The organism is Kitasatospora sp. NPDC032757 (assembly GCF_055579305.1).
The window spans coordinates 1-20755 of sequence record NZ_JBVINN010000031.1 but is presented as its reverse complement, the minus strand read 5'-3'; the positions used below and the strand labels follow the sequence as shown (position 1 = coordinate 20755).

The following is a 20755-nucleotide window of genomic DNA, read 5'->3' as shown; positions in this document are numbered from 1 at the left end:
GCCGGCCCCGCTCTACCGGGCGGTCCGGGGCGGCCGTGGGTCGGACAAGGGAGAGCATGGACGTCGGCGCCGTGGAGGCACGCACACGGGGCATCCGTGGCAGAGCCCGTGAACTGGAGTGGATCGGCAAGCTCGCCGACGCCGCGGACGGCCCCGGCTCGAAGGTGCTCGTGCTCACCGGTCAGCCGGGCGCCGGCAAGAGCACCCTTTTGGATCACGCCGCCGACGAGGCCGCGGCACGAGGCCGACGTGTGCTCCGGGTACGCGGCTGTGAGGGCGAGCTGGGCCTCGACTTCGCGGGGGTACACCAACTGCTGCGTCCCGTTCTCCGCGACATCGACCGGCTGCCGACACGTCAGCGCGACGCCCTGCAAAAAGCGTTCGGCACGGACGACGGCGACGGGCAGGAGAGCCCGGACCCGCTCGTGATCAGGTCCGGCGTGCTCACCCTCCTCTCGGAGGCGGCGACGGAACGGCCCGTACTCATCATCGTCGACGACGCCCAATGGCTGGACGTCGGCTCCGTGGACGTGCTGGCGTTCGTCGCCAGGCGCCTCGAAGGCGAACGCATCGCCCTGCTGCTCGCCGCTCGGGACGACTCGGTGCCGGCGCGCTTCGACCGCGACTTCCCCCATCTGGCGGCGGGCCCCCTGGACCGGGCCGCTGCGGGCCTCCTGCTGGACGAGCAGCCGAGCCCTCCGCGGGGAAGGGCCCGCGCCCGGATCCTGGAGGAGGCCGGAGGCAACCCGCTGGCCCTCATCGAACTCGCACGGGCCTGCGCCGGGGAACCGGGCGGCCTGGGCAGCGGCCCGATCGACCCCCTGCCGCTCACCGCACGGCTGCAGCAGCTGTTCGCGGCCGGCCTGCCCGACCTGCCGCAGGAGACCCGGCGCGCGCTGCTCCTGGCGGCGGTCGCCGGCATGGACCGGCTCGCCGACGTCCTGCACGCGGCCCCCTGCCTGGACGATCCCGAGGTCTGGCGGCCCGCCGAACGGGCGGGACTGGTGCGGGTCGAGAACGGAGACGTCCGCCTGCGGCATCCGCTGATCCGGTCCGCGATCCACCAGGCCGCCCCGTTCGCCGACCGCCGGGAGGCCCACCTGGTGCTGGCCGCCGCGCTCGCACACGAACCGGACCGCCGGGCCTGGCACCTCGCCGCGGCCGCCCTCGGTCCGGACGAGGATGTCGCCGACACCCTGGCGGAGAGCGCCGAACGCTCCCGGCGGCGCGGCGGGTACGCGGCCGCGGCCACCACGCTGGAGCGCGCCGCCGAACTCACCCCGGACCCCGGGCGTCGGGCTGGACGGCTGCTCTCCGCCGCCACCTCCGCCATGCTCGCCGGACACCCCCAATGGGTCGAGGAGATCGCGGCCCGCGTCGCGACCCTGACGGACGACCCCCGGCTGCTCGCCGAGGCCTCCCTGCGCGGTGGCTGGGCGCTGGCCGTCACCCTGCGGCACGACGACGCGCTCGGGTTCCTGCTGCCGGTGGCCGAGACCATGGCCACCGCGGAGCCCGCCCTGGCCCTGGACGCCCTGGGGACGGCGGCCACCTCCGCGACCAAGTCCGGCGACCCCGCCCACCGTGCCGAACTCCGGCGGATCGGCGGGCTGATTCCCGGCCTGCGGGACCGGACCCAGTGGCTCTGGATACGGGCCGTCGCCGACCCCTTCACCGGGCGGGAAGCGGCGGTCGCCGACCTGCACCGCATGGTGGAAGCCAGACGGGACGCCCCGTTCGCCGACCTCCTGATGCTCGGCGGCACCGCCTGGATCCTGGACGAGACCGGCCTGGCCGTACGTCTGCTCGGCCAGGCCGTGGACCACCACCGCACCGCCGCCACGGCCGGCACCAACTGCACGGTCGCCCAGGCCCGGGCGGTCGCGCTGTTCGAGAGCGGGTCGTGGACGGCGGCCCGGTCGGCCACCGAGGAGGCCTTCTGGACGGCCAGGGAGGCGGGCGCGGACAACGTCACCGTGGGATCACAGATCCTGCGGGCCACGCTGTGCGCCGCCCGCGGCGACCACGCCGGCGGCCGGGCCCAGGCCTCCGACGCGGTGCGCGGCATCGACCTGCGCACGTCCCGCAGCCTGTACGTCCGCCACTGCCACGCGCTCGGCACGGCGGCGCTCGTGGAGGGCGACCACCGGACGGCGTACGAGCACCTCCGCCGCACCTACACCCGGGGCCCTCGCCCCGCCCCCGTGCACCACCACGCCTCGCCGTACCACCTCGCCGACCTCGCCGCGGCCGCCGTCCGCGCCGACCGGACCGACGACGCCCGGTCCGTGCTCCGCGCCGCCGAGGACCTCCTGGGCCCGTCCCGCTCGGCCCGCCTGGACGCGATCGTGCACCGGGCCCGCGCCCTGCTGAGCGAAGCCGACGGGGCGGAGCCGCACTTTCGCGCGGCACTCGCCGACCCGGCGGGCGCCCACTGGCCCTTCGAACACGCCCTCGTCCAGCTGGACTTCGGGGAGTGGCTGCGGCGGCGCCGGCGGGCCGTGGAGGCGCGCCCGCTGCTCGCCGCCGCCCTGGAGACCTTCGAACGGCTCGACGCGCGGCCGTGGACCGGGCGGGCCACGGCCGAACTCCGCGCGGCCGGAGTGACCGTGGCGGACTCCGCGGCACCGCAGGCCGCGTCCGGCCTGACAGCGCAGGAACTGCAGATCGCCCAACTGGCCGCGGAGGGCCTGACGAACCGGGACATCGGCGCCCGGCTCTATCTGTCCCCTCGCACCATCGGGTTCCACCTGCACAAGATTTTCCCGAAACTCGGCATCACGGGGCGCGCCCAACTGCGGGACGTCTTGGGCCAGTGAAATCGAACGGGGGAGACGGCCGTCCCTTCCAGCTGAAGGGAGAGCTGCCTGCCACGTGCTTCCAGAACCGCCCGGAGTTTGGGTTCTGCCGCCTCGTCACTCGTGACTGAGCCTTCCCCGGGATGTGGGCAGCGGAGTTTCATGCGGTGAGGGTGACCCTACGGGACGCCGCTGTCTGCTGTTCGAACTGGATGGGATTGAGGTAGCCCGAGCGTGGAGTGGCGACGGCGGAGGCTGTAGAAGGAGACCCAGCGGAACACGTCCAGCCTCCCTGGCCGGCTTCCTGTTGGGCGGTGACCCAGGCATCGATCTGCTTCGGACGAAGATCGGGGAGCCGGTAGTGACCGAACGCGGGGATCAGGTCCCGCTCGACGCAGTCCGCGTAGCCGGCATGGATGTTCGGGGCGAGCACCTCCTTACTCGCCGCCGGCCACTCCCGCAGGAAGCTCGCCACGGTGGTGTGCCGGTCCTCGTAAACTCCGCGCAGCTGATCGTCCAGCACTGCCCCCATCTCCCGCATCGGCTCGGCCCGGGTGGCGAACCCGCCCCGCCGACGGGTACGGCGCTTCCGGGCCTCCCGGGCCAGGTCGACGCAGTACGTCCACCCGCCCGTGATCAGCCTCCTCCAGCAGGCGCACACACCACGGACCCAACTGCCTCCCGTTCACGTCCGAGCAGCCACACCGCTGGTGGACCCGACCGCGCTGCGTACGCTGTCCCATGAGCTTCCCTTCCCTTGGATCTGGTGACCCCGGGTCCAAGACTCGCTGGGCGGCTGGACGTGTTGGCAGAGCGCGGGGGACGGTGCGCGAGGCACGTCAGAACCAATCGGTGAGGACATGCTCAAGACGACACAGCGCCTGGAAGATCACCATCCGTGGCAGGTGGGCAGTCGACCTTGATCCGCCCACTGTGACCCCGCCGGCCGGCGGCGCTGCTGGTGGATTGAGGGGCGTTTCCGCCGGTGGTTGCTGAGAGCCCGACAGATTGGTGTCACTGGTGGTAACCGGAGCCCCGGGGACCGCTTGGTGACCACTTTGGGGCCACGCGCGATGAGCGGTCGTGAGCGCCCGTGGGTGATAACGGACGCTTGTGCATCAAGTGAACACTGACGGGGGCTCACCCCAAGCAGCCCCCGACCGTCGGTCGAGCATGTCAAATCCCTCCAACATTCGCTATTTGCAAGGTAGTTGAGATGCAGAAAAGCCAGGACCACGAAGTCCTGGCTTTCGGCACTACCTGAAGCGATTGACTGGGGGGCAAAGGGGCAATGCCGCTTGGCTTAAGTTGATCAAGCGGCCCCCGGGATGTTGGCGAGGCGGATGGTTGGCGGGCTGCTGTGGCGGGTGCCGGTGTCACCGGGGCGCTTGACGTGGTAGCTGTTGTGTCGGGCGCGTTTGACGACCCTGGGGTAACTGCGTTCGCGGCGCCGAGGGTTGAGGTTCCTGGGGTGGGTGATGTCGCGGCCTATAGCGTCGACGGTTCGACCTTGATGCCCAGGGGGGAAAGGCTGCCGGCATCGCAGTGACGTGCCGACGGATGATCCGCAGGGTGCGGGTGAACCTGACCCGGTCCGGGTCGATCCCGGCGTTGGTCGCGGCCCGGCATATCGGCGCGCTGATCGCGTAGTGCGCGAGCAGGTAGTCGTAGATCTCCTGACGGACCAGCTCGGGGCTCTTGGACCGCAGGATCCTGCCAGGGCCGCGCATCGCGGTCTTGAGCTGCGCGGCCCCGATCTCATGCTCCCACCGGTCGTGATAGGCCCGCGCCAGTTGTTCCGCTGTGGCTGCTACGGCCGAGCAGGCCGGACAGGTCGAACCGTCGGCCTCCTGACCTGCTGTCATTCGTCCTTCTGGGCGCCAGTCTCGTCGCGCCGCACGTCGCTGCCCAGTACGCACAAAAAGGTGGCTACTGGGCAGGGACGCGATGGTCACCAGGTGGCGGGCCGAGCCGCCGGCATGGTGGCCATCCGGACGGCGCCAGGGTCTGGGACAGCGCCCAGGACAGCTGGTAGGTGGCCAGGTAGCGGCCGCGCGCCTCGGCGGGAGCGGCGCTCACTGAGAGTGCGCCCGCGCTCGGGCTGTGCGCCAGTTCGCCGATCGTGTACGAGGACCAGAAGCCCGACCAGGCCGGCCATCACGCCCTGGCGGGGCATACCGCCCAGCAGGGCGTAGCCGAGGAACGCGGTGGCGAAGACCAGGGCGCCGACCGCGGCCACCCGGGTACGCCGGGCGAAGCGCCGGCCGAGCCTGCCGACCGGCACGCCGGCGAAGGCGCAGAGTGCGGTGTTGACCGCGAACAGCGGACCGGCCACCGAGGCGGGCAGGTCCAACTGGCTCACGGCGTACACCGGCAGCAGCACGCTGAGCGCCGAATAGCCCAGGGCGATCAGGAAGTTGGCCAGGGTGAGCCCGGCGTACGGGCGATCGCGCAGCACCGCGCGGTAGTCGGCCCGCTGCCGGCCGGCCGCGGGGCGGACCGGGAGGGGGGTCCTGATCCGCAGCGCGAACAGTGCCGCGACGAAGAAGGTGGCCGCGTTCAGCCAGGCGACCGCCAGGAAGCCGCGGTCACCGCCGAGTTGGACCAATCCGGCGGCGAGCAGGCCGCCGGCGCCGAGGTCGGCGTTGTTCACGCTCCGGGCGAGTGCCATCAGCCGGTCCCGGTGCTCGCCCTGGGCGAGCTCGCCGATCAGGGCCTGCTGGGTCGCGGGGAACGCCTGGGCGCCGGCCGCGGTGAGGGTGGCGACCAGGGCGAAGACCGGCAGGGTGGTGCCGAGCGGGAAGGCCAGGAAGCCGAGGCCGCGCACCAGGTAGAGGGCCAGCCGCACCCGCCGGGCACCGAACCGGTCGACGGCTCAGCCGCTGACGTCGTGTCCGCAGGGTGGTCCGGCGCGGGGATCTGCTGGGGCGGGAGACGAGTCGGCCCCTGGTCCCAAACCCGTTGGGATGCAGTGACGTTGGCGCCAGTTGGGCTGGTCCGCCCTCTTGCCGGGGTGGGGGAGTGGCGTCAGCATGAGGGCAGCGTGGTCGTGTGCTCCGAGGGGGGATCCTGTTGGTGCCCGGTGGAGGAAGATTGTCGCTGCCGTGTCCTGAGGTGCGGGTGCGTTGATGGGCGGCGGCGGGTCGTTCGCTCCGGTCTGCCCCTCCTGCGGGGCGCACCGGGGGTCGGGGCTGCCGGGGCCGTTGGCGGCGGCGCTGCCGCTCAGCCGGACGCTCACTCCCCGGGAGCGGGTCGTCCTCCAGCTGTTGGGTCTCGGGTACGACAACCGGTCGATAGCCCGGGAAATGCAGGTCAGCGAACGCACGGTGAAGCGGTTCGTCACTGCCATTCTGGCGAAACTGGGGCTTCGGTCAAGATTGCAGGCGGGACTTTTCGCGTTGATCGTCGCGTCGGCTCCGGGGGGTGGGGAATTTTGGCCCAAAGGTCTCATGGACGTTGCCGGGGTCGCGGACGATGATGTTCTGGCACACGACACAGGAGGGGAATATGACCTTTGACGCCCTCGCTGCGCTTCGGCAGGCGGGAAACCCGGTCGACCTGCTGACGACGGAACAGCGGGACGTTCTTTCCCAGCTCACCGAGGACGAGGTGGCGGTCCTCAATTCCGTCAAGCAGCGGCTTGATGCGGTTTCGGACGCCGAGGTAGAAGGGCATTCCGCCGTCATCAAGTTGGCGTGAGATGGCCGTCAGCTTCAGAATTCTCGGCCCTTTGCAGGTGCTGGAGAACGGCGGTCCGGTGGACCCGGGATCGCGGAAACAGCAGATTCTCCTGGTCGCGCTGCTGTGCCATGCGAATACCCGGGTCTCGTTCGACTCCCTGGTCGAGGCGCTGTGGGACGACGCGCCGCCGCGGACGGCCCGCAAGAACATCCAGGTGTACGTGTCGGCGCTGCGCCGGCTGGTAGGGGCGGAACCCGGTTCGGGGGCCAGCCGGATCAGCCACCAGAGCGGCGGGTACGTGCTCCACGCGGCTGCCGGCGAGCTGGACTCGCTCTGCTTCGAGCAGCGGGCTCGGGCCGGTGCGCTGACCGGGGCCCTGGACCTGTGGCGCGGTTCGGCGCTGGACGGGTTCCGGGACGTGCCGTTGATCGGTGCCGCCGCGCAACGGCTGGACCGGCGGTTCCTCGGGGTCTTCGAGGACTGGCTGGAGGCGGAGATCGCGGCCGGTGGCGGCCCGGCGGTGGTCGAGCGCGTCACCGAGATCGCCCAGCTGCATCCCTTCCGGGAGCGGCTGCGCATGCTGCAGATGACGGCGCTCTGCCGGGCGGGGCGGCGTTCCGAGGCGCTGGCGGTCTACGACGACCTGCGGCAGTCGTTGGCGCACGAGCTCGGACTGCCCCCGAGCCCGGCGCTGGCCCGGTTCTACGGGTCGCTGCTGTGCGAGCCGGTGCCCCACGGGCCGCGGGCGGCGGCTCCCCGGCCACGCCGGGAGGTGCCGCCGAACCTGCTGCCCGGGGATCCGCCGACCTTCACCGGGCGGGCGGTGGCCGCCCGGCGCCTGACGGAGGCGCTGGTCCGGGGCGGCCACCGGCTGGCCGTGGTGACCGGCCCGCTCGGAGCGGGCAAGACCGCGCTCGCGGTCCATGTCGCGCACCGGCTCGGCGACCAGTTCCCGGACGGCCGCCTCTTCGTGCGGCTCCGCGGCGAGGACGGGAGACTCCGGCCCCTGGAGGACGTCGTGCGCCAGCTGCTGGCCGCGGTCTCGCCCGGCGGGCCGGAGCTGCCGGGCCCGCCGGACCCGCGGTGGGCCTGGCAGCTCTGGCTGTCCAGACGCCGGGCACTGGTCGTCGTCGATGACGCCCGGCGCGAGTGCGAGGTGAGGCCGCTGCTGCCGGAGGCCGGGGAGAGCGCGGTCGTGGTGACGGCCCGGCCGAGGCTGATCGGCCTGGAGGGCGCGGACCGGGTCTGGCTGTCGTCGTTCGCCGCGGAGGAGGCGGTGGAGTTCCTGGGCCGGGTGATCGGCAGGGAGCGGGTCGACGCGGACCGCGAGTCGGCGGGGCGGATCGTCGGGGCCGCCGGACTGCTGCCGCTCGGGGTCCGGCTGGTGGCCGACCGGCTGGCCTTCCTGCGCCATGTCCCGCTGCGGGAGTACGGCGCACGGATGGCGGGCACCCGGGCGCTGCTGGACGAGTTGTGCGGGGGCGATCCGGTGGTGCGCGCCCGGCTGGCGGAGTCGATCGGGGACCTGCCCGAGGCCGAGCACTCGGCCGTGCTGAGGCTCGGCCTGCTCGCGGAGCCGGTGTTCACGCTGGAACAGGCCGCCGCCGTGCTGGGGGCCGACCCGGGCACGGCGGTGCGGGTGCTGGAGCGCCTGTTGGAGGCGAGCCTCCTCACCGTCCCGAACGTGGAGGGGCTGGCGCACACCGTGCGCTACGAGATGCCGGCACTGCCCTTCGCCTTCGCGCGGGAGATGGCGGCCCGCGCGACCGACCGCGTGCCGGTGCCGTTGCCACCGCTCACGGTGCCCACGTCACTGCCGCTTCCGGTGCCGGTGTCGGTGTCGTCGTCACCACCGTTCCCGGTCCCGCTTCCGACGCCGTCGTCACTGCCGCATCCGCTCCCGGTCCCGGTGCAGACGTCACTGCCGGTGCCGGCCCCTGTGCCGGTGTCGAACCACTGAGCTGCCGGTACCGGATCAGTGACTGGTCGTCATACCGATATCAAACCGCTGACCAGCCACCGTCATACCGACGATCCCTACATTTTCCCTCGGACCGGCGTAGCGGACGCCGCCACTGCAGAGGAGGACAGCATGCCCGAGGACATCAACCCGGAGCCGGCCGAGGTCGAGGACGAGGACGTCGACGTCGTCGCGCACGGGCAGGGCGAGGAAGCGATCGACTCCGAGTCCGGCTGCATCATCAACAACAGCTCGGCCCTCTGACTCGACACGTCGAGCCGTGAGGACTGAGCGGGCCACCCGGCCGGCGGTACGAACCGCCGGAGCCGGGTGGCCCGCTCGACGCCCGACCGCCCCGGCCCGGAGGCACCGTGAACATCCTGCTCTGCCCGCTCAGTGACGGCGGCTACCTCTACCCGGCGATCGCGGCCGGGCGTGAGCTGCGGCGCCGGGGCCACCGGGTCGGCGTGCTCGGCCGGTCCACCGCCGCGCCCGTCGCGGCCGGGGCGGGCCTGCCGTTCGCGGCGGCGGAGGACTTCGGCGGACGGCGGGCCTTCTCCGTCACCTGGTGGGGTGCGACCGGGCTCGCGCAGTACCGCGCGACCGTGCGGGCGGCGCGGGAGGCCCGGGCCGACCTGCTGGTCACCTCGGTGCTCTGCAACGGAGCGCTGCTCGCCGCCGAGGCACTGGACATTCCGGTGGCGGTGATCGGACTGTCGGTGCACCTGTGGAACTACCGGGCCGGCGGCGAGGGCGAACCGCAGCTGGGCCGGACCAGGGAGAGCCGCACCCACGAGTCCCTGGAGCTGTACGCCACGGTCCGGGAGCAGGCCGGCCTGGCGCGGCGGCCGTCCCGCTGGCCGTCCCGGTGGCCGGACAGCCCGCTGCTGGGCGAGGCGCTGCTGCTCCGCGGCGACCCCGAGCTGGAGTACCCGGGCGCGGTCCTTCCCGAACGGGTCCACCAGGTAGGGCCGCTGGCCTGGGAGCCCGCGGCCGACCAGGGCGAGCTCGCGGCGATCAGGGACCACCTGGACCGGTCCGGCAAGCCCGTCGTCTACGTGCACCTGGGCCGCTTCTTCGGCGGCGGCACCCCGTGGCCCCGCCTCAACGCCACCTTCACCGACGGCCCGTTCCAGGCCGTGGTCGAGCAGGGGCGGTCGACGGAGCCGCAACCCGACCCCCGCGCCGACATCCTGCTCGTGCGCAAGCCGTGGCTGGGCCCGCTCATCGATCGGGCCGGGCTGGTGCTGACCAGCGGCACCTCGGCCCCGGTGCTCGCCGCGCTGCTGCGCGGCCGGGCCCTCGGGGTCTCGCCCAACGGCTCCGAGCAGCCGCTGCTCTCCGGGGCCTGCCTGCGGGCCGGCGTGGCCGTGCACATCCCGAGAGCGGAGCTGACGGACCCGGCCGCGCTGCTCGAATCGGCTTGGCAGGACCAGAAGTTGCGGGATCGCGCCCGCGAATTCGGCAGCCGGCTCGCCGCGGTGGACGGCGCGGTCCGCGCGGCCGATGTCATCGAGCGGGCGGCTCAGCAGTCCGCAACCTCTAGGGAGAGCCATGGGTACTCGATCAGCCGGCCCGGACACCGAGGGAGTGGAGCGGCTGTCGGCGGGCGCACTGCAGTGGACAAGGCTCCATTCGGACTATCTTGACTCTCCGTCAGGCCGTGTCGAGCTGCCGGTGACCCCGCGGGTGAAGGCCCTGCTGCAACTCGCCCTGCTGCGCCGCTACTGGGCGAAGGTCGCGCCGGCCGATCCCGGCCTCGGCGAGGTGACCGCGACCGTCGACCGCGCCTGGCGGCGCCGGGACTATCCGCACCTGCTCACCGTGGACCCGCGCTACGCCCGGCCGTTCCAGCTGATGTACGGCGCGCTGGCCCCCGCCGGGCGTACCGACGGCCCGTGGCGGGCCGGGCTCGCCCAGGTGGCGGCCGACGGCTTCCTGACCCCGCGCGGCAAGTCGCCGTACCTCCACCTGGAGACCAGGTACTACGCCGATCTCGCGGGCGCCGGGCACCAGTTGCACTCCTACCGCGAGCTGTACGAGGCCAGCCTGCTGGCCCGGCACGGCGACGGCCGGCCGGTGGCCGACCTGGACGTGTGCAACGTGACCCATACCGTCTTCTACCTCAGCGACTTCGGCTTCCGCGACCCCGGCCTGACCGGCGACGCCCTGGAGAGGGCCCGCCGCACGGTCTGCCGGCTCACCGACCACTGCGTGCACCGCGGGGACTGGGACCTCACCGCGAAGCTCGTGCTCGCGCAGTACTGCCTCGGCATGGATCCGCTGCACACGCCCTCGGGGGCGGCCGGTCTGCGGATGCTCGCCGAGGTCCAGTCGCCGGGCGGCGCGATCCCCGGACGGTCCGCCGACCAGCGGGCCGACGCGGCCGCGACCACCGTGGAGTTCTTCCGGAAGGCCTACCAGGCGACTCTGGTGACGGCGCTGACCTCACTGATCGTCCTCCACGGGCGGACTGGCGGGACGCCGGACGGCCGGGCGGCTGCCGACGACCGGTCGCCGGCGATGCGGGGGGCACGGTGACCCAGGCACAGGCCGACCGGCCTCAGGTGCAGGCCGACCAGGCACAGGCACAGGTACAGGCACTGGCTGACCGGCCCCGGGCACAGGCCGACCCCGCACAGGCCGACCGCGTCAGCGGCGTGCGCATCCTCCGGGGCGAGCGGAACTGGTGGTTCCTCGGCCCGGGCGGCGGGGTGGCCCGCCTGCGCGCCGGCCAGCTGACCCCCGACGGAGCGCTGCGGCCGGGCGCCGAACGCCGGCTCCGGGAACTCGGAATGCTCACCGCCGCGCCGCCGCGCACCTATGCGCTGACCGTGCTGACCAGCACCCACTGCAACCTGGGCTGCGGCTACTGCTTCCAGAACACCAGCCAGGACCCGGACGGCGGCAGCCGCCCGCCGCGGATCGCCAGAACGCGCCTGTCCTCCCCGACCATCACCTCGATCCTCGACTTCACCGAGCGGCAGATGGCCGCCGCCGGCCTGGAGAAGCTCAGGATCCTGCTGTTCGGTGGAGAACCCCTGCTCAACCCGCGAGGCTGCCTGGAGCTGCTGGAACGGGCGGCGGAACACGGGCTGGCCTCCGCCTGGATGATCTCCAACGCCACGCTGCTCACCCCGAAGCTGGCCGGCCGGCTGGCCGACCTCGGGCTCGGCTCCGTCCAGGTCACCTTCGACGGCGACCGCGCCGACCACGACCGGATCCGGGTCCGGCGGTCGGAGGGGACCGGGACCTTCGACACGATCGTCCGCAACATCGTCCGGGCCTCCGAGGCCTCCCCGATCCGGTGGATCCTGCGGGTGAACGTCTCCCAGGAGACCTACCAGGGCGTCGACGCGCTGATCGGCCGGCTCGCTGCGGCGCTCGACCCCGCCCGGTGCACCCTGTACTTCGCCCAGGTGGGCGATGTGGGCGTCGGCTACGGCAACGACCTCCGGCACACCGGCGAACTGTCGGCCCGCTTCAGCGGGTGGCAGCGCCGGGCGCTCGACCTCGGCTTCACCGTGACCCGCCCGCAGGCCCACCGGCCGTGCTCCACCTGCGGTTACGGCGACGGCCGCTACGGCGCGGTGGTGAGCGCGGACGGGACGCTGGCGAGCTGCTGGGAGACCGCGGGCAAGGCCGACTGGGAGGTCGGCACCGTCACCGGCGGGTACCTGGCCGGCACGGTGACCCGGGAGCGGTGGGTCGGGTGCGAGGACCTCTACCGGCACGGAGAGGACGCGCGGATGCGCGCGGAGTTCCACGACACCGTTGACGCGGCCCTGCTCGACTACCTGGACGAGACGGGGCGCCTGTAGACATGTCATCGGATCTCGGCACGTCGGAGCTCGACTCAGCGGAGCCCGGTTCAGCGGCGCTCGGCTCGCCGGAGCCTGAAACGTCCGACCGCGGAACGGCGGCGCTCGAGCGGCTCTCCGCAGGCACGCTCGCCTGGCTGGGGCAGAACCTGGACCACTTCGATCCCTACTCCGTGCGGGCCCGGTCCTCGGCGCACGGGAAGGCGAAGGCCGCGCTGGAACTGGCGCTGCTCTGCCACTGCTGGGCGCGGTTGGACACCGGGGACGACGTCCGGCTGGGCAAGGCGACGGCGCTGGTCCGCACGCTCTGGCAGCATCCGGACTTCCCGCGGCTCCTGACCGCCGAACCCCGCTACGCCGCCCAGTACTGCCTTGTCTACGCGGCACTGGCACCCGACGGGATCGACCGGACGCCGTTCCGAGCCGCGCTCGCCGGCCTGACCGACGACGACCTCTCCCCACGCGGGAAGTCGGCGTACCAGCGACTCGAACTCCGCTACTACGCGGACAAGGCGGGCGTGCGCCACACGCTCGAACCCTACGAGGAGCTGGCCCGGCAGAACGTTCTCGTCACGCTGTCGCGCGCCGTACGGGAGCGCACGGCGCGCGAGCGCTCGTCATTGGACGACGCGGCGCCGGCCACTGAGGCGCCGGTCACCGTCCCGGAGGCGTACGCCGTCACGCACTCCGCCTTCTACCTCAGCGACTTCGGCCGGAGCCGCCCGGTGCTGACCGACGAGGCGTCGGCGGCTGCGGCGGAGCTGGTCCGCCGGCTGCTGCAGCACTGCGTCCGGCACGACTGGTGGGATCTGGCCGCGGAACTCCTCATGACCCAGGTCTGCCTGGGGCTCGACCCGCTGAGCACGCCCGCGGGCCTTGCCGCCGTCGACTGCCTGGCCCGCGCGCAGCGGCCCGACGGCGCGATTCCCGGACGGTCGGCGGCGACGGCTGGGACGGAGGCACCCGCACCATCCGCCGCACCCGCCACGATGCCGCCGACAGCAGCCGGACCGGCCGACGGGTACTTCGAGAAGGCCTACCACACGACCCTGGTGACCGCCCTCATGTCGCTGCTCGTCTCCTCGGCGCGCGCCTCATGACAGCGCGGCTGACCCTCATCAACCCCAGCTACACCCGCCTCTGGTTCGGGCAGGCCGTCTCCTCCGTCGGCGACGCCGTCTTCAGCACCACCCTGGTCCTCTGGGTGGCCACCGTGCTGGCCAAGGGGGAGCCGTGGGCACCGCAGGCGGTCAGCGGCGTGGTGCTGGCCACGGGCGCCGCCGTGCTGTTCATCGGCCCGATCGCGGGGGTGTTCGTCGACCGCTGGGACAAGCGCGCCACGATGCTCCTCACCGAAGTGCTCCGCGGCGGGCTGGTGGCCGTCCTGACCGCCGTCTCCTTCCTGCCGACCCGCGACCTGCCGGTCGGAGTCTGGCTCGGCCTGGTCTACGTGACGGTGCTGGTGCTCAACGCGGCCAGCCAGTTCTTCACACCGGCCCGGTTCTCGGTCATCGCCGAGCTCGTCACGGGGGAGGCCGACCGGGCGCGGGCGGCCGGCATCGCCCAGGCGACCGGCCAGACCGCGTGGATCATCGGGCCGCCGCTCGCCGCGCCGCTGCTGTTCGCGGTCGGCCTGCAGTGGGCGCTGCTGTTCAACGCGCTCTCCTACCTGGTGTCGTACATCGCCATCCGCTCGGTGGACGTGCGCCCGGCGCCGGCCGCCGGCGGGGACCGGACCGCCGCCGAACGGCCCGGTCTGGTCAAGGACTTCACCGCGGGCCTGCGGTTCTTCGGCCGCAACAGGTTCCTGGTGGCGCTGCTGCTGCTCGCCGTGATCGGCCAGTTCGGCATCGGCGCGCTGAGCACCCTGAACGTCTTCTTCGCCACGAGGAACCTGCACGCGTCCGCCGAGCTGTACGGCTACCTGGGGATGGCGATGGGGATCGGCGGTATCGCCGGTGCGCTGGGTTCGGGCCGGGTGGTGCAGTGGATCGGCGCCCGGCGGACCACCTGGATCGGCCTGCTGGTGAGCGGCGGCCTGCTGGTCCTCTACTCCCGGCAGGCGGCCTTCCCCGCCGCCGTGGCGCTGCTCTTCGTCTTCGCCGTCCCGCTCACCATGCTGAACACCGCGATGTCCCCGCTGCTGATCGCCGCGACCCCCCAGGAGTTCCGGGGCCGGGTGGTCGCCGTCTTCTACCCGGTGACCCGGCTGGCGTCGATGCTGGCCGCGGTGCTGTCCGGCTGGCTCGCGGGCAGTGGCCTGCGGGACTTCTCGGGTTCGGTGGCCGGTCTGCGGTTCGGGCCGATCGACACGATCTTCGCGGCGTCCGGAGTCGTCGTCGCGCTGGCCGGCGTCTACGCCCGGATCGCCCTCCCCGACACGGACGCCGCGCCGGCGGCCGAGCCCGAGGCGGACCCGGCCGAACCGACCCTGGAGGGCACCCAGTGAACTGCTCCGCGTGCGGACGGCAGGCCGCCGAACCGGACAGGTTCTGCGCCGGCTGCGGCGCCCCGCTGGCGGCCGGCGCCGCACCGCGCGAGACGCGCAAGAAGGTGTCCATGCTGTTCCTGGACATCGTCGGTTCGACCGCGCTCGCGGAACGCCTGGATCCGGAACCGCTGCGGCAGGTCATGGACCGGTACTTCGCGAGCTGCGGAGCCTGCATCGCCGAACACGGCGGGGTGGTGGAGAAGTTCATCGGAGACGCCATCCTCGCCGTCTTCGGCGCCACCGTGGCCCACGAGGACGACGCGGTACGAGCCGTCCGCGCCGCCACCGGGGCGCTCGCGGCACTGGCCGGCCTCACCGCCGAACTCAACGCCGAGTACCAGGTGGAGCTGGAGGCACGGGCCGGCATCTGCACGGGTGACGTCGTGGTGCTCACCAGACCGGGGGACGACTTCCGGGTCGTCGGGGACGCGGTCAACACGGCCGCCAGACTGCAGACGGCCGCCCGGCCGGGCGAGGTGCTGCTCTGCGCGGACACCGCCGCCGTGGTGCGGTGGCAGGTCGGCATCGAGCCCGTCGCACCGCTGCGGCTGAAGGGCAAGGCCCGCCCCGTGCCGGCCTGGCGGGTCACCGCCCCGGTCCTGGTCACCGAGAACCCCGCGCCGGTCACCCCCTTCGTCGGCCGGGCCGACGAGTTGGAGGAGCTGGAGCGCAGCTTCCGGCGGGCCCGTCAGCGGCGGCAGGTGTGCCTGGCCACGGTGGTCGGCGTGCCCGGCATCGGCAAGTCGCGCCTGGTGCGCGAGTTCCTGGCCACCCTGCCGGACGGCGAGGTGACCGTGCTGTCCGGGCGCTGCTCCGCCTACGGCCGGGGGATCACCTACCGGCCGCTGGCCGAGATGCTCGGCTCGCTCCCCGGCGGCTGGCCCGCACTCACCCGGCTCCTGGCGGACGCCGCTGCGCCGCAGGGGCTGGATCCCGCGGGCTCCGATCAGGCAGGTCCGCGTCCGGCGGGCCCCGATCCGGCAGGTCCGGATCCGGGCGGCCGCCACCCGGAAGGCGGGGCGCCGGCGCACAGCCTCGTGGTGCACACCCTCGCCACGGTCGTGGACCAGGACGGGAGCGCCGGCCAGGCCGGGGTCGAGGACATCGCTTGGGCCGTGCGACACCTCCTGGAGGTCCTCGGCAGGTCGCGATCCGTGGTCATGGTCTGGGACGACCTGCACTGGTCGGAGGAGACCCTGCTCGACCTCATCGACGAGGTCGCCACCTGGCTGCACGACGTTCCCGTGCTGCTGCTCTGCGTCGCCCGACCCGAACTGCTGGACATCCGCAGCGGCTGGGGCGGCGGGAAGCCGTGCGCGATGACGCTGGAGCTCGGACCGATGACGGCCGATCAGACTGCTACTCTGATCGGACAGTTGGCGCTTCACGGCGACGTGTACCCGCAGGGCTACCAGGATGTGAACGGGCGGGTCGCCACGCTGTGCGACGGCAATCCGCTCTTCGCCGAGCAGCTCATGGACGTCTTCGCCGAGACCGACCCCGGCACCCAGATCCCGCCCACGATCCAGGCGATGCTGGGGGCCCGGCTGGACCAACTGCCCGGAACCGAACGCGGCCTGCTGGAGCTCGCCGCGGTGATCGGGCGGGAGTTCACCCGGGACCTGCTGCGCGTGATGGCCGAGGCGGACGGCATCGGCTCCGCCGCGGCCGACGAGGCGATGGCCCGGCTGGCCCGGCGGCGTGTCCTCGAACGGGGCCCGGCCGGCACCGTCCGCTTCGCCCAGGCCCTGCTGCGCGACACCGCCTACGAGTTCACCCCGAAGACGCGCCGCGAGCGCTGGCACGACTTCCTCGCCGAACGGTTCTCCCGGGAGCAGCCGCAGGACGCGATGGCCGTGGTCTACCACGTCGAGGCGACCAGCCGGCTGCGCAGGCAGCTGCGGCCGGGGGACCGGCAACTGCCCTCGCTGGCCGGTCCGGCGGCGAACACCCTGATCACGGAGGGCATGAACGCCCTGGCCCGCAAGGACCTGCCAGCAGCCGTCCAACTGCTGGAGCGCGGAAGGGAGTTGCTGCCGACCGGTGACCCCCGCCACACCGCGCTCGCCCTGCACGTCTGCGATGCCGGGCTCTGGCTCCAGGACGAGCAGCGGTGCCGCGGCGCGCTCGCCGCCGCCGAGGCCGCGCTCCCGGGCGACCGCCGCAACGCCGCCACCTGCGCGATCCAGCACGCCATCGTCACGCTCCGACTCGGTCTTGCCCCGCCCGAATCCGTGGCGGCCGACGCGGCGGCGATCGCGGAGGAGCTGGAGGGCGACCCCGAGGACGACCTCAGCCGGTGCCGGCTGCACCAGCTCCAGGCGCACCTGGAGCTCGCCACGGAACGCGCGGCCTCCGCAGAAGCCTCGTTCCGGCTCGCACTGGCGCGCGCACGGGCCATGAACGACCACTACGAGGAGGACCGACTGCTCTGCGCCGTCTGCGAGTTGGCCCAGTGGGCGCCGACCCGTGTGGCCGCCGGACTGGAGCTGTGCGCCATGCTCGCGCACCGGTTCGCCGCCAGCCGGACCCTGCTCATCCCGGTGCTGGTGACCAGGGCACACCTGGAGGCGCTCGGCGGCGACCTCGACGGCGCGCGGCACACCCTCGCCGACGCACTGACGTACTCCCGCGACGTGCACCTCGACCTGGCCGACGCGGTGGTGCTGGACGCCTCCGGGTTCGTGGAGTCGCTGGCCGGCGCCCACGACGTGGCCGAGGCCCGGTACCGGCAGAGCCTGGGCGTGCTGCGCACCACGGAGCACGCCCCGGACTCCCGCAGTACCGAGGTCGCGATCGCCAGGGAGCTCTTCGCCCAGGGCCGGGCGGCCGCCGCCGCGTCGGCCCTGGACCGGATCGACCAAGAGGGCGAGGCCGCGAGCCTGCGGGCCCGGCTGGGCTCGGCGGCCCTGCGCGGCCGGATCGCGTCCGCCCGGGGGTGCCATGAGGAGGCCGTCGCCGAAGCCCTGGCGGCGCGGTCCATGGTCGCCGCCTCCGACGACCTGTGCCTCACCGGGGAGACGCTCTTCGACCTGGCCATCGTGCTCAGAGCGGCCGGGCTGACCGAACGGGCGATGGCGGAAGGAGCCGAGGCGTTGCGGAGGTTCGAGGCCAAGGGCGCCACGCTGCCGGCCGGACGGGTCCGCGCGTGGCTCGGCACCGGTGATCCCGGCGGTGCCGGTGACGCCGGTACGACGGGTGCGGGTGCGGGTGCGGGTGCGGGCGCGGGGCAGGGTGGTCCTCGTGACTGACGTCCCGCCCTGGCGCAGGCCGCCGCGCGACCACTTCCCCGGCGTTCCCGCCTGGAGCATGCCCGTCTCCGTGGTGCCGCAGGAGCCCTTCGACGTCAGCCCGCTCGGCCCCGTCACCCCCGAGTGGGCCTGGGGCGGCGCGGACGGCTCCGGGGTCCGGGTCTGCGTGCTCGACAGCGGGGTGGACGCCGACCACCCGCTCGTCGGCGGGATCGACCGCGCCATGGACGTGATCAGGGGCGAGGACGGCGACCTCACCGTCACGCCGACCGACCCCGGCGACGACGCGGGGCACGGCACGGCCTGCGCCAGTGTCATCCGGTCCATCGCCCCCGCGGCGTCACTCACCTCGGTGCGCGTCCTCTCCAGCGGCCGGCACGGCAGCGGCGCCGCCCTGCTCACCGGACTGACCTGGGCCATCGAGGAGGGTTTCGACGTCATCAACATGAGTCTCTCGACGACGAAGCCCGACTTCCGCGACGCCCTGCGCGACCTGTCGGACTCCGCCTACTTCCGGCGCTGCGTCATCGTCGCGTCGGCCCACAACATGCCGGTGCACAGCTATCCGTGGCCGTTCGCCTCGGTCATCTCGGTGGCCAGCCACGACAGCCCCAACCCGATGACCTACTACTACAACCCGTCACCGCCGGTCGAGTTCTACGCACGGGGCGTCCGCGTGCCGGTGGCCGGACCGGGCGGCCGGCAGCTGCTCAGCACCGGCAACAGCTTCGCGACCCCGCACATCGCGGGCATCTGCGCGCTCATCCTCAGCAAGCACCGCTCGCTCACCCCGTTCCAGCTCAAGTCCGTCCTCTACCTGGCCGCCGAGAACGTAGCCGTACCCGATGGAGGTGCGCGTGTCGACTGACCCGCTGGAAAGTGCCGAGCTCCCGCAGCGCAGACTGCTCCAGTCGATCGTGGAGGTCGCCCGCAGCGTCTTCGGCGCGGCCGCCGCCTCCGTGCTCCTGGTGGACCGGGCGAACGGGGATCTGGTCTTCGAGGCGGTCGCGGGCGAGGGTGAACACCATCTGCTGGGGACGCGGTTCCCCAGCGGCACCGGGATCGCAGGCTGGGCGATGGTCTCCGGCCAGCCCGTGGTGATCGACGACGTGTCGGACAGCCCCCGGTTCGCCCGAAGAGCGGCGGAGTCCACCGGCTACGTGCCGCGCAGCATCATGGCCGCCCCGCTGATCTGCGAGGGCGATTGCGTGGGCGTGCTCGAAGTACTGGACCGGGACAGCCGGCAGCGCTGCGATCTCGGGGACGTGGCCTCCCTCGGGCTGCTCGCGACGGAGATGGCGACGGTGCTGGAGCTGCTCCTCCAGCTCCGCTCCCGCGACGCCGACCTCGGCACCCGTACGGCGAAGGACCGGGGCCCGCAGCTCGACCTGCCCCTGCTGGAGCGGGTGGCGGAGCGGCTCCCGCTGGCCTCCGAGCAGGTGGGCGCGACGGTGAGCAAGCTCCTGGTGATGGCCGACGAGCTGCTGGCCGGCGAGCTGCCGGCAGCAGGGTCGCCGGCCGCCGGGGGTGGCTGACGGCGATGGCCGGCGGAGCGTGGTTGACGGGGGCGGCTGAAGGCGATGGTTGACGGTCACGCGGCCTTTCTCGCGCAGCTCTCACAACCCGCGCGGGTCATCGACGTCCGGCCAGGGCCCGTGCCGTCCGTACTGTTGCTCAGCCGCACGTGTGACAGTGACCTGGACGCGGTGCAGAACCTGCTCGGTGGCGAGGGAATCCGAACGGACCGGCTGAACGCCGACGAACTCGCCGCCGCCGATCTGGTCGTGGCCCCGGACGGACGGACGGCCTGTCTGAACGGCCGCTGGCTGACCCCCACCGTGACCTGGATCCGGCACTTCTCCGTGTCCGCGATCGAGAGCACGCAGGACGCGGCCCACACCCTGTTCCTGCGGGAGTCCTGGCAGGCCGCGGCCGGTCAGCTCGCGACGATCTCCGGGATGGCCATCCACGCGGTCCGGCCCGGACTGCTCTCCCAGCTCCGCCTAGCCCGGCGCCACCGGGTCGCGGTGCCGCGCACGATGCTGACCACCGACCCGTACCGCGCCCTGGACCAGTTCGACTGCCCACGGTTGGTGATCAAGGCAGCCCACCACCACTTCGTCGAATCCGCGCCGGGCCGGCTGAACGGCGTCTTCCCCGCGGTCATCGACCGGGACAGCCTGTCCGCCGCGCCGCGCCCCGGCCCGCCCGTGACCGTTCAGGAGTATGTCGAGCACGAGGCGGAGCTGCGCGTCTACTACGTGGCCGGGCAGATCCACGCGTTCCAGGTCGCCAAGGAGTCGCCCGCCGACCCCTGGCTCGCACCCGACCGGGTCGAGATCCACCCCGTGGAGCCGCCGCCGGCCGTGGTCGCGGCGACCAGGACCCTGGCCGCCGCGATGTCGCTCCGCTTCGGCGCCTTCGACTTCCTGATCCGCGAGGGCGTGCCAGTCTTCCTGGAGGTCAACCCCGACGGCGACTGGCGCTGGGCCGAGCAGCGTGCCCGCACCACGTCCGTCACCACCGCCGTCGCCGGCATGCTCGCCGACCTCCACCGCAGGACGCTGCCCTCACCGGGGGAGTTCGACCTGCTCGGGTTCCTGTCCGGCCCGGGCTTTGCCTGAGAGGCCGAGTGGGCGTAGTGTTCTCTAGTCGCTCGGCAGGGAGCACCGGACACGCATCGGCGCGGACGGTCCCGGGGCGGCCAATCCCTAGAAACACACTTCCCGGTTCGGGCTGGGTCGCGTATTGCC

The 20755-nt window shown here is 73.0% G+C and carries 15 protein-coding genes and 1 pseudogene; 14 read left to right on the top strand and 2 right to left on the bottom strand.

What is annotated here, in order from left to right; genetic code table 11:
• Positions 1 to 56: 56 nt before the first annotated feature.
• Positions 57 to 2819, top strand: coding sequence for a helix-turn-helix transcriptional regulator (locus ACZ5WK_RS28090; RefSeq protein ID WP_465551303.1), 2763 nt, complete (start codon positions 57 to 59; stop codon positions 2817 to 2819).
• A gap of 139 nt (positions 2820 to 2958) precedes the next feature.
• On the opposite strand, the gene ACZ5WK_RS28085 is transcribed toward ACZ5WK_RS28090, so the two are convergent.
• Both ACZ5WK_RS28085 and ACZ5WK_RS28080 read right to left on the bottom strand, forming a co-directional pair.
• Positions 2959 to 3459 (bottom strand): hypothetical protein, encoded by a 501-nt coding sequence (locus tag ACZ5WK_RS28085; RefSeq protein WP_465551301.1) that lies wholly within the window; start codon positions 3457 to 3459, stop codon positions 2959 to 2961.
• A gap of 1290 nt (positions 3460 to 4749) precedes the next feature.
• A pseudogene (locus ACZ5WK_RS28080) lies at positions 4750 to 5658 on the bottom strand (MFS transporter); the annotation flags it as partial.
• 268 nt (positions 5659 to 5926) lie between these two features.
• On the opposite strand from ACZ5WK_RS28080, the gene ACZ5WK_RS28075 reads away from it, so the two are divergent.
• From ACZ5WK_RS28075 to ACZ5WK_RS28015, 13 genes are all read left to right on the top strand, one after another.
• Positions 5927 to 6316 (top strand): helix-turn-helix domain-containing protein, encoded by a 390-nt coding sequence (locus tag ACZ5WK_RS28075; protein WP_465551431.1) that lies wholly within the window; start codon positions 5927 to 5929, stop codon positions 6314 to 6316.
• A complete protein-coding gene (locus ACZ5WK_RS28070; RefSeq protein WP_396323465.1) occupies positions 6306 to 6497 on the top strand; it encodes an aroma-sacti cluster domain-containing protein in 192 nt (63 codons plus the stop codon). Before ACZ5WK_RS28075 ends, ACZ5WK_RS28070 begins: the two co-directional genes overlap by 11 nt.
• A 1-nt stretch (position 6498) precedes the next feature.
• A complete protein-coding gene (locus ACZ5WK_RS28065) occupies positions 6499 to 8439 on the top strand; it encodes an AfsR/SARP family transcriptional regulator (RefSeq protein WP_465551298.1) in 1941 nt (646 codons plus the stop codon).
• Between the two features lie 132 nt (positions 8440 to 8571).
• Positions 8572 to 8703, top strand: coding sequence for a hypothetical protein (locus ACZ5WK_RS28060; RefSeq protein WP_465551296.1), 132 nt, complete (start codon positions 8572 to 8574; stop codon positions 8701 to 8703).
• Between the two features lie 107 nt (positions 8704 to 8810).
• Positions 8811 to 10088 (top strand): glycosyltransferase, encoded by a 1278-nt coding sequence (locus ACZ5WK_RS28055; protein ID WP_465551294.1) that lies wholly within the window; start codon positions 8811 to 8813, stop codon positions 10086 to 10088.
• Positions 9994 to 10980, top strand: a complete 987-nt coding sequence (locus ACZ5WK_RS28050; RefSeq protein ID WP_465551292.1) for a DUF6895 family protein — start codon at positions 9994 to 9996, stop codon at positions 10978 to 10980. Before ACZ5WK_RS28055 ends, ACZ5WK_RS28050 begins: the two co-directional genes overlap by 95 nt.
• A 62-nt stretch (positions 10981 to 11042) precedes the next feature.
• Positions 11043 to 12260: a radical SAM protein gene (locus ACZ5WK_RS28045; protein ID WP_465551429.1), complete on the top strand. Its 1218-nt coding sequence runs from the start codon at positions 11043 to 11045 to the stop codon at positions 12258 to 12260.
• 2 nt (positions 12261 to 12262) lie between these two features.
• Complete coding sequence (locus ACZ5WK_RS28040; RefSeq protein WP_465551290.1) at positions 12263 to 13360, top strand: DUF6895 family protein; 1098 nt, start codon at positions 12263 to 12265, stop codon at positions 13358 to 13360.
• Entirely contained in the window at positions 13357 to 14709 is a 1353-nt protein-coding gene (locus ACZ5WK_RS28035; protein ID WP_465551288.1) for an MFS transporter, read from the top strand. Before ACZ5WK_RS28040 ends, ACZ5WK_RS28035 begins: the two co-directional genes overlap by 4 nt.
• On the top strand, positions 14706 to 18002 hold the full coding sequence (locus ACZ5WK_RS28030) for an AAA family ATPase (RefSeq protein WP_465551286.1): 3297 nt from the start codon (positions 14706 to 14708) through the stop codon (positions 18000 to 18002). The genes ACZ5WK_RS28035 and ACZ5WK_RS28030 overlap by 4 nt, the downstream gene beginning before the upstream one ends.
• A complete protein-coding gene (locus ACZ5WK_RS28025) occupies positions 17995 to 18870 on the top strand; it encodes a S8 family serine peptidase (protein WP_465551284.1) in 876 nt (291 codons plus the stop codon). The genes ACZ5WK_RS28030 and ACZ5WK_RS28025 overlap by 8 nt, the downstream gene beginning before the upstream one ends.
• Entirely contained in the window at positions 18860 to 19537 is a 678-nt protein-coding gene (locus ACZ5WK_RS28020; protein WP_465551282.1) for a GAF domain-containing protein, read from the top strand. The genes ACZ5WK_RS28025 and ACZ5WK_RS28020 overlap by 11 nt, the downstream gene beginning before the upstream one ends.
• A 135-nt stretch (positions 19538 to 19672) precedes the next feature.
• The gene (locus ACZ5WK_RS28015; RefSeq protein ID WP_465551280.1) at positions 19673 to 20626 is read left to right on the top strand and encodes an ATP-grasp domain-containing protein; all 954 of its coding nucleotides are present in this window, start codon (positions 19673 to 19675) and stop codon (positions 20624 to 20626) included.
• Positions 20627 to 20755 lie beyond the last annotated feature (129 nt).

Bases quoted from the DNA above. Each gene is read 5' to 3' on its own strand.
- ACZ5WK_RS28090 (WP_465551303.1), top strand. From the start codon at position 57: ATGGACGTCGGCGCCGTGGAGGCACGCACACGGGGCATCCGTGGCAGA.
- ACZ5WK_RS28075 (WP_465551431.1), top strand. From the start codon at position 5,927: ATGGGCGGCGGCGGGTCGTTCGCTCCGGTCTGCCCCTCCTGCGGGGCG.
- ACZ5WK_RS28070 (WP_396323465.1), top strand. From the start codon at position 6,306: ATGACCTTTGACGCCCTCGCTGCGCTTCGGCAGGCGGGAAACCCGGTC.
- ACZ5WK_RS28065 (WP_465551298.1), top strand. From the start codon at position 6,499: ATGGCCGTCAGCTTCAGAATTCTCGGCCCTTTGCAGGTGCTGGAGAAC.
- ACZ5WK_RS28060 (WP_465551296.1), top strand. From the start codon at position 8,572: ATGCCCGAGGACATCAACCCGGAGCCGGCCGAGGTCGAGGACGAGGAC.
- ACZ5WK_RS28050 (WP_465551292.1), top strand. From the start codon at position 9,994: ATGGGTACTCGATCAGCCGGCCCGGACACCGAGGGAGTGGAGCGGCTG.
- ACZ5WK_RS28040 (WP_465551290.1), top strand. From the start codon at position 12,263: ATGTCATCGGATCTCGGCACGTCGGAGCTCGACTCAGCGGAGCCCGGT.
- ACZ5WK_RS28035 (WP_465551288.1), top strand. From the start codon at position 13,357: ATGACAGCGCGGCTGACCCTCATCAACCCCAGCTACACCCGCCTCTGG.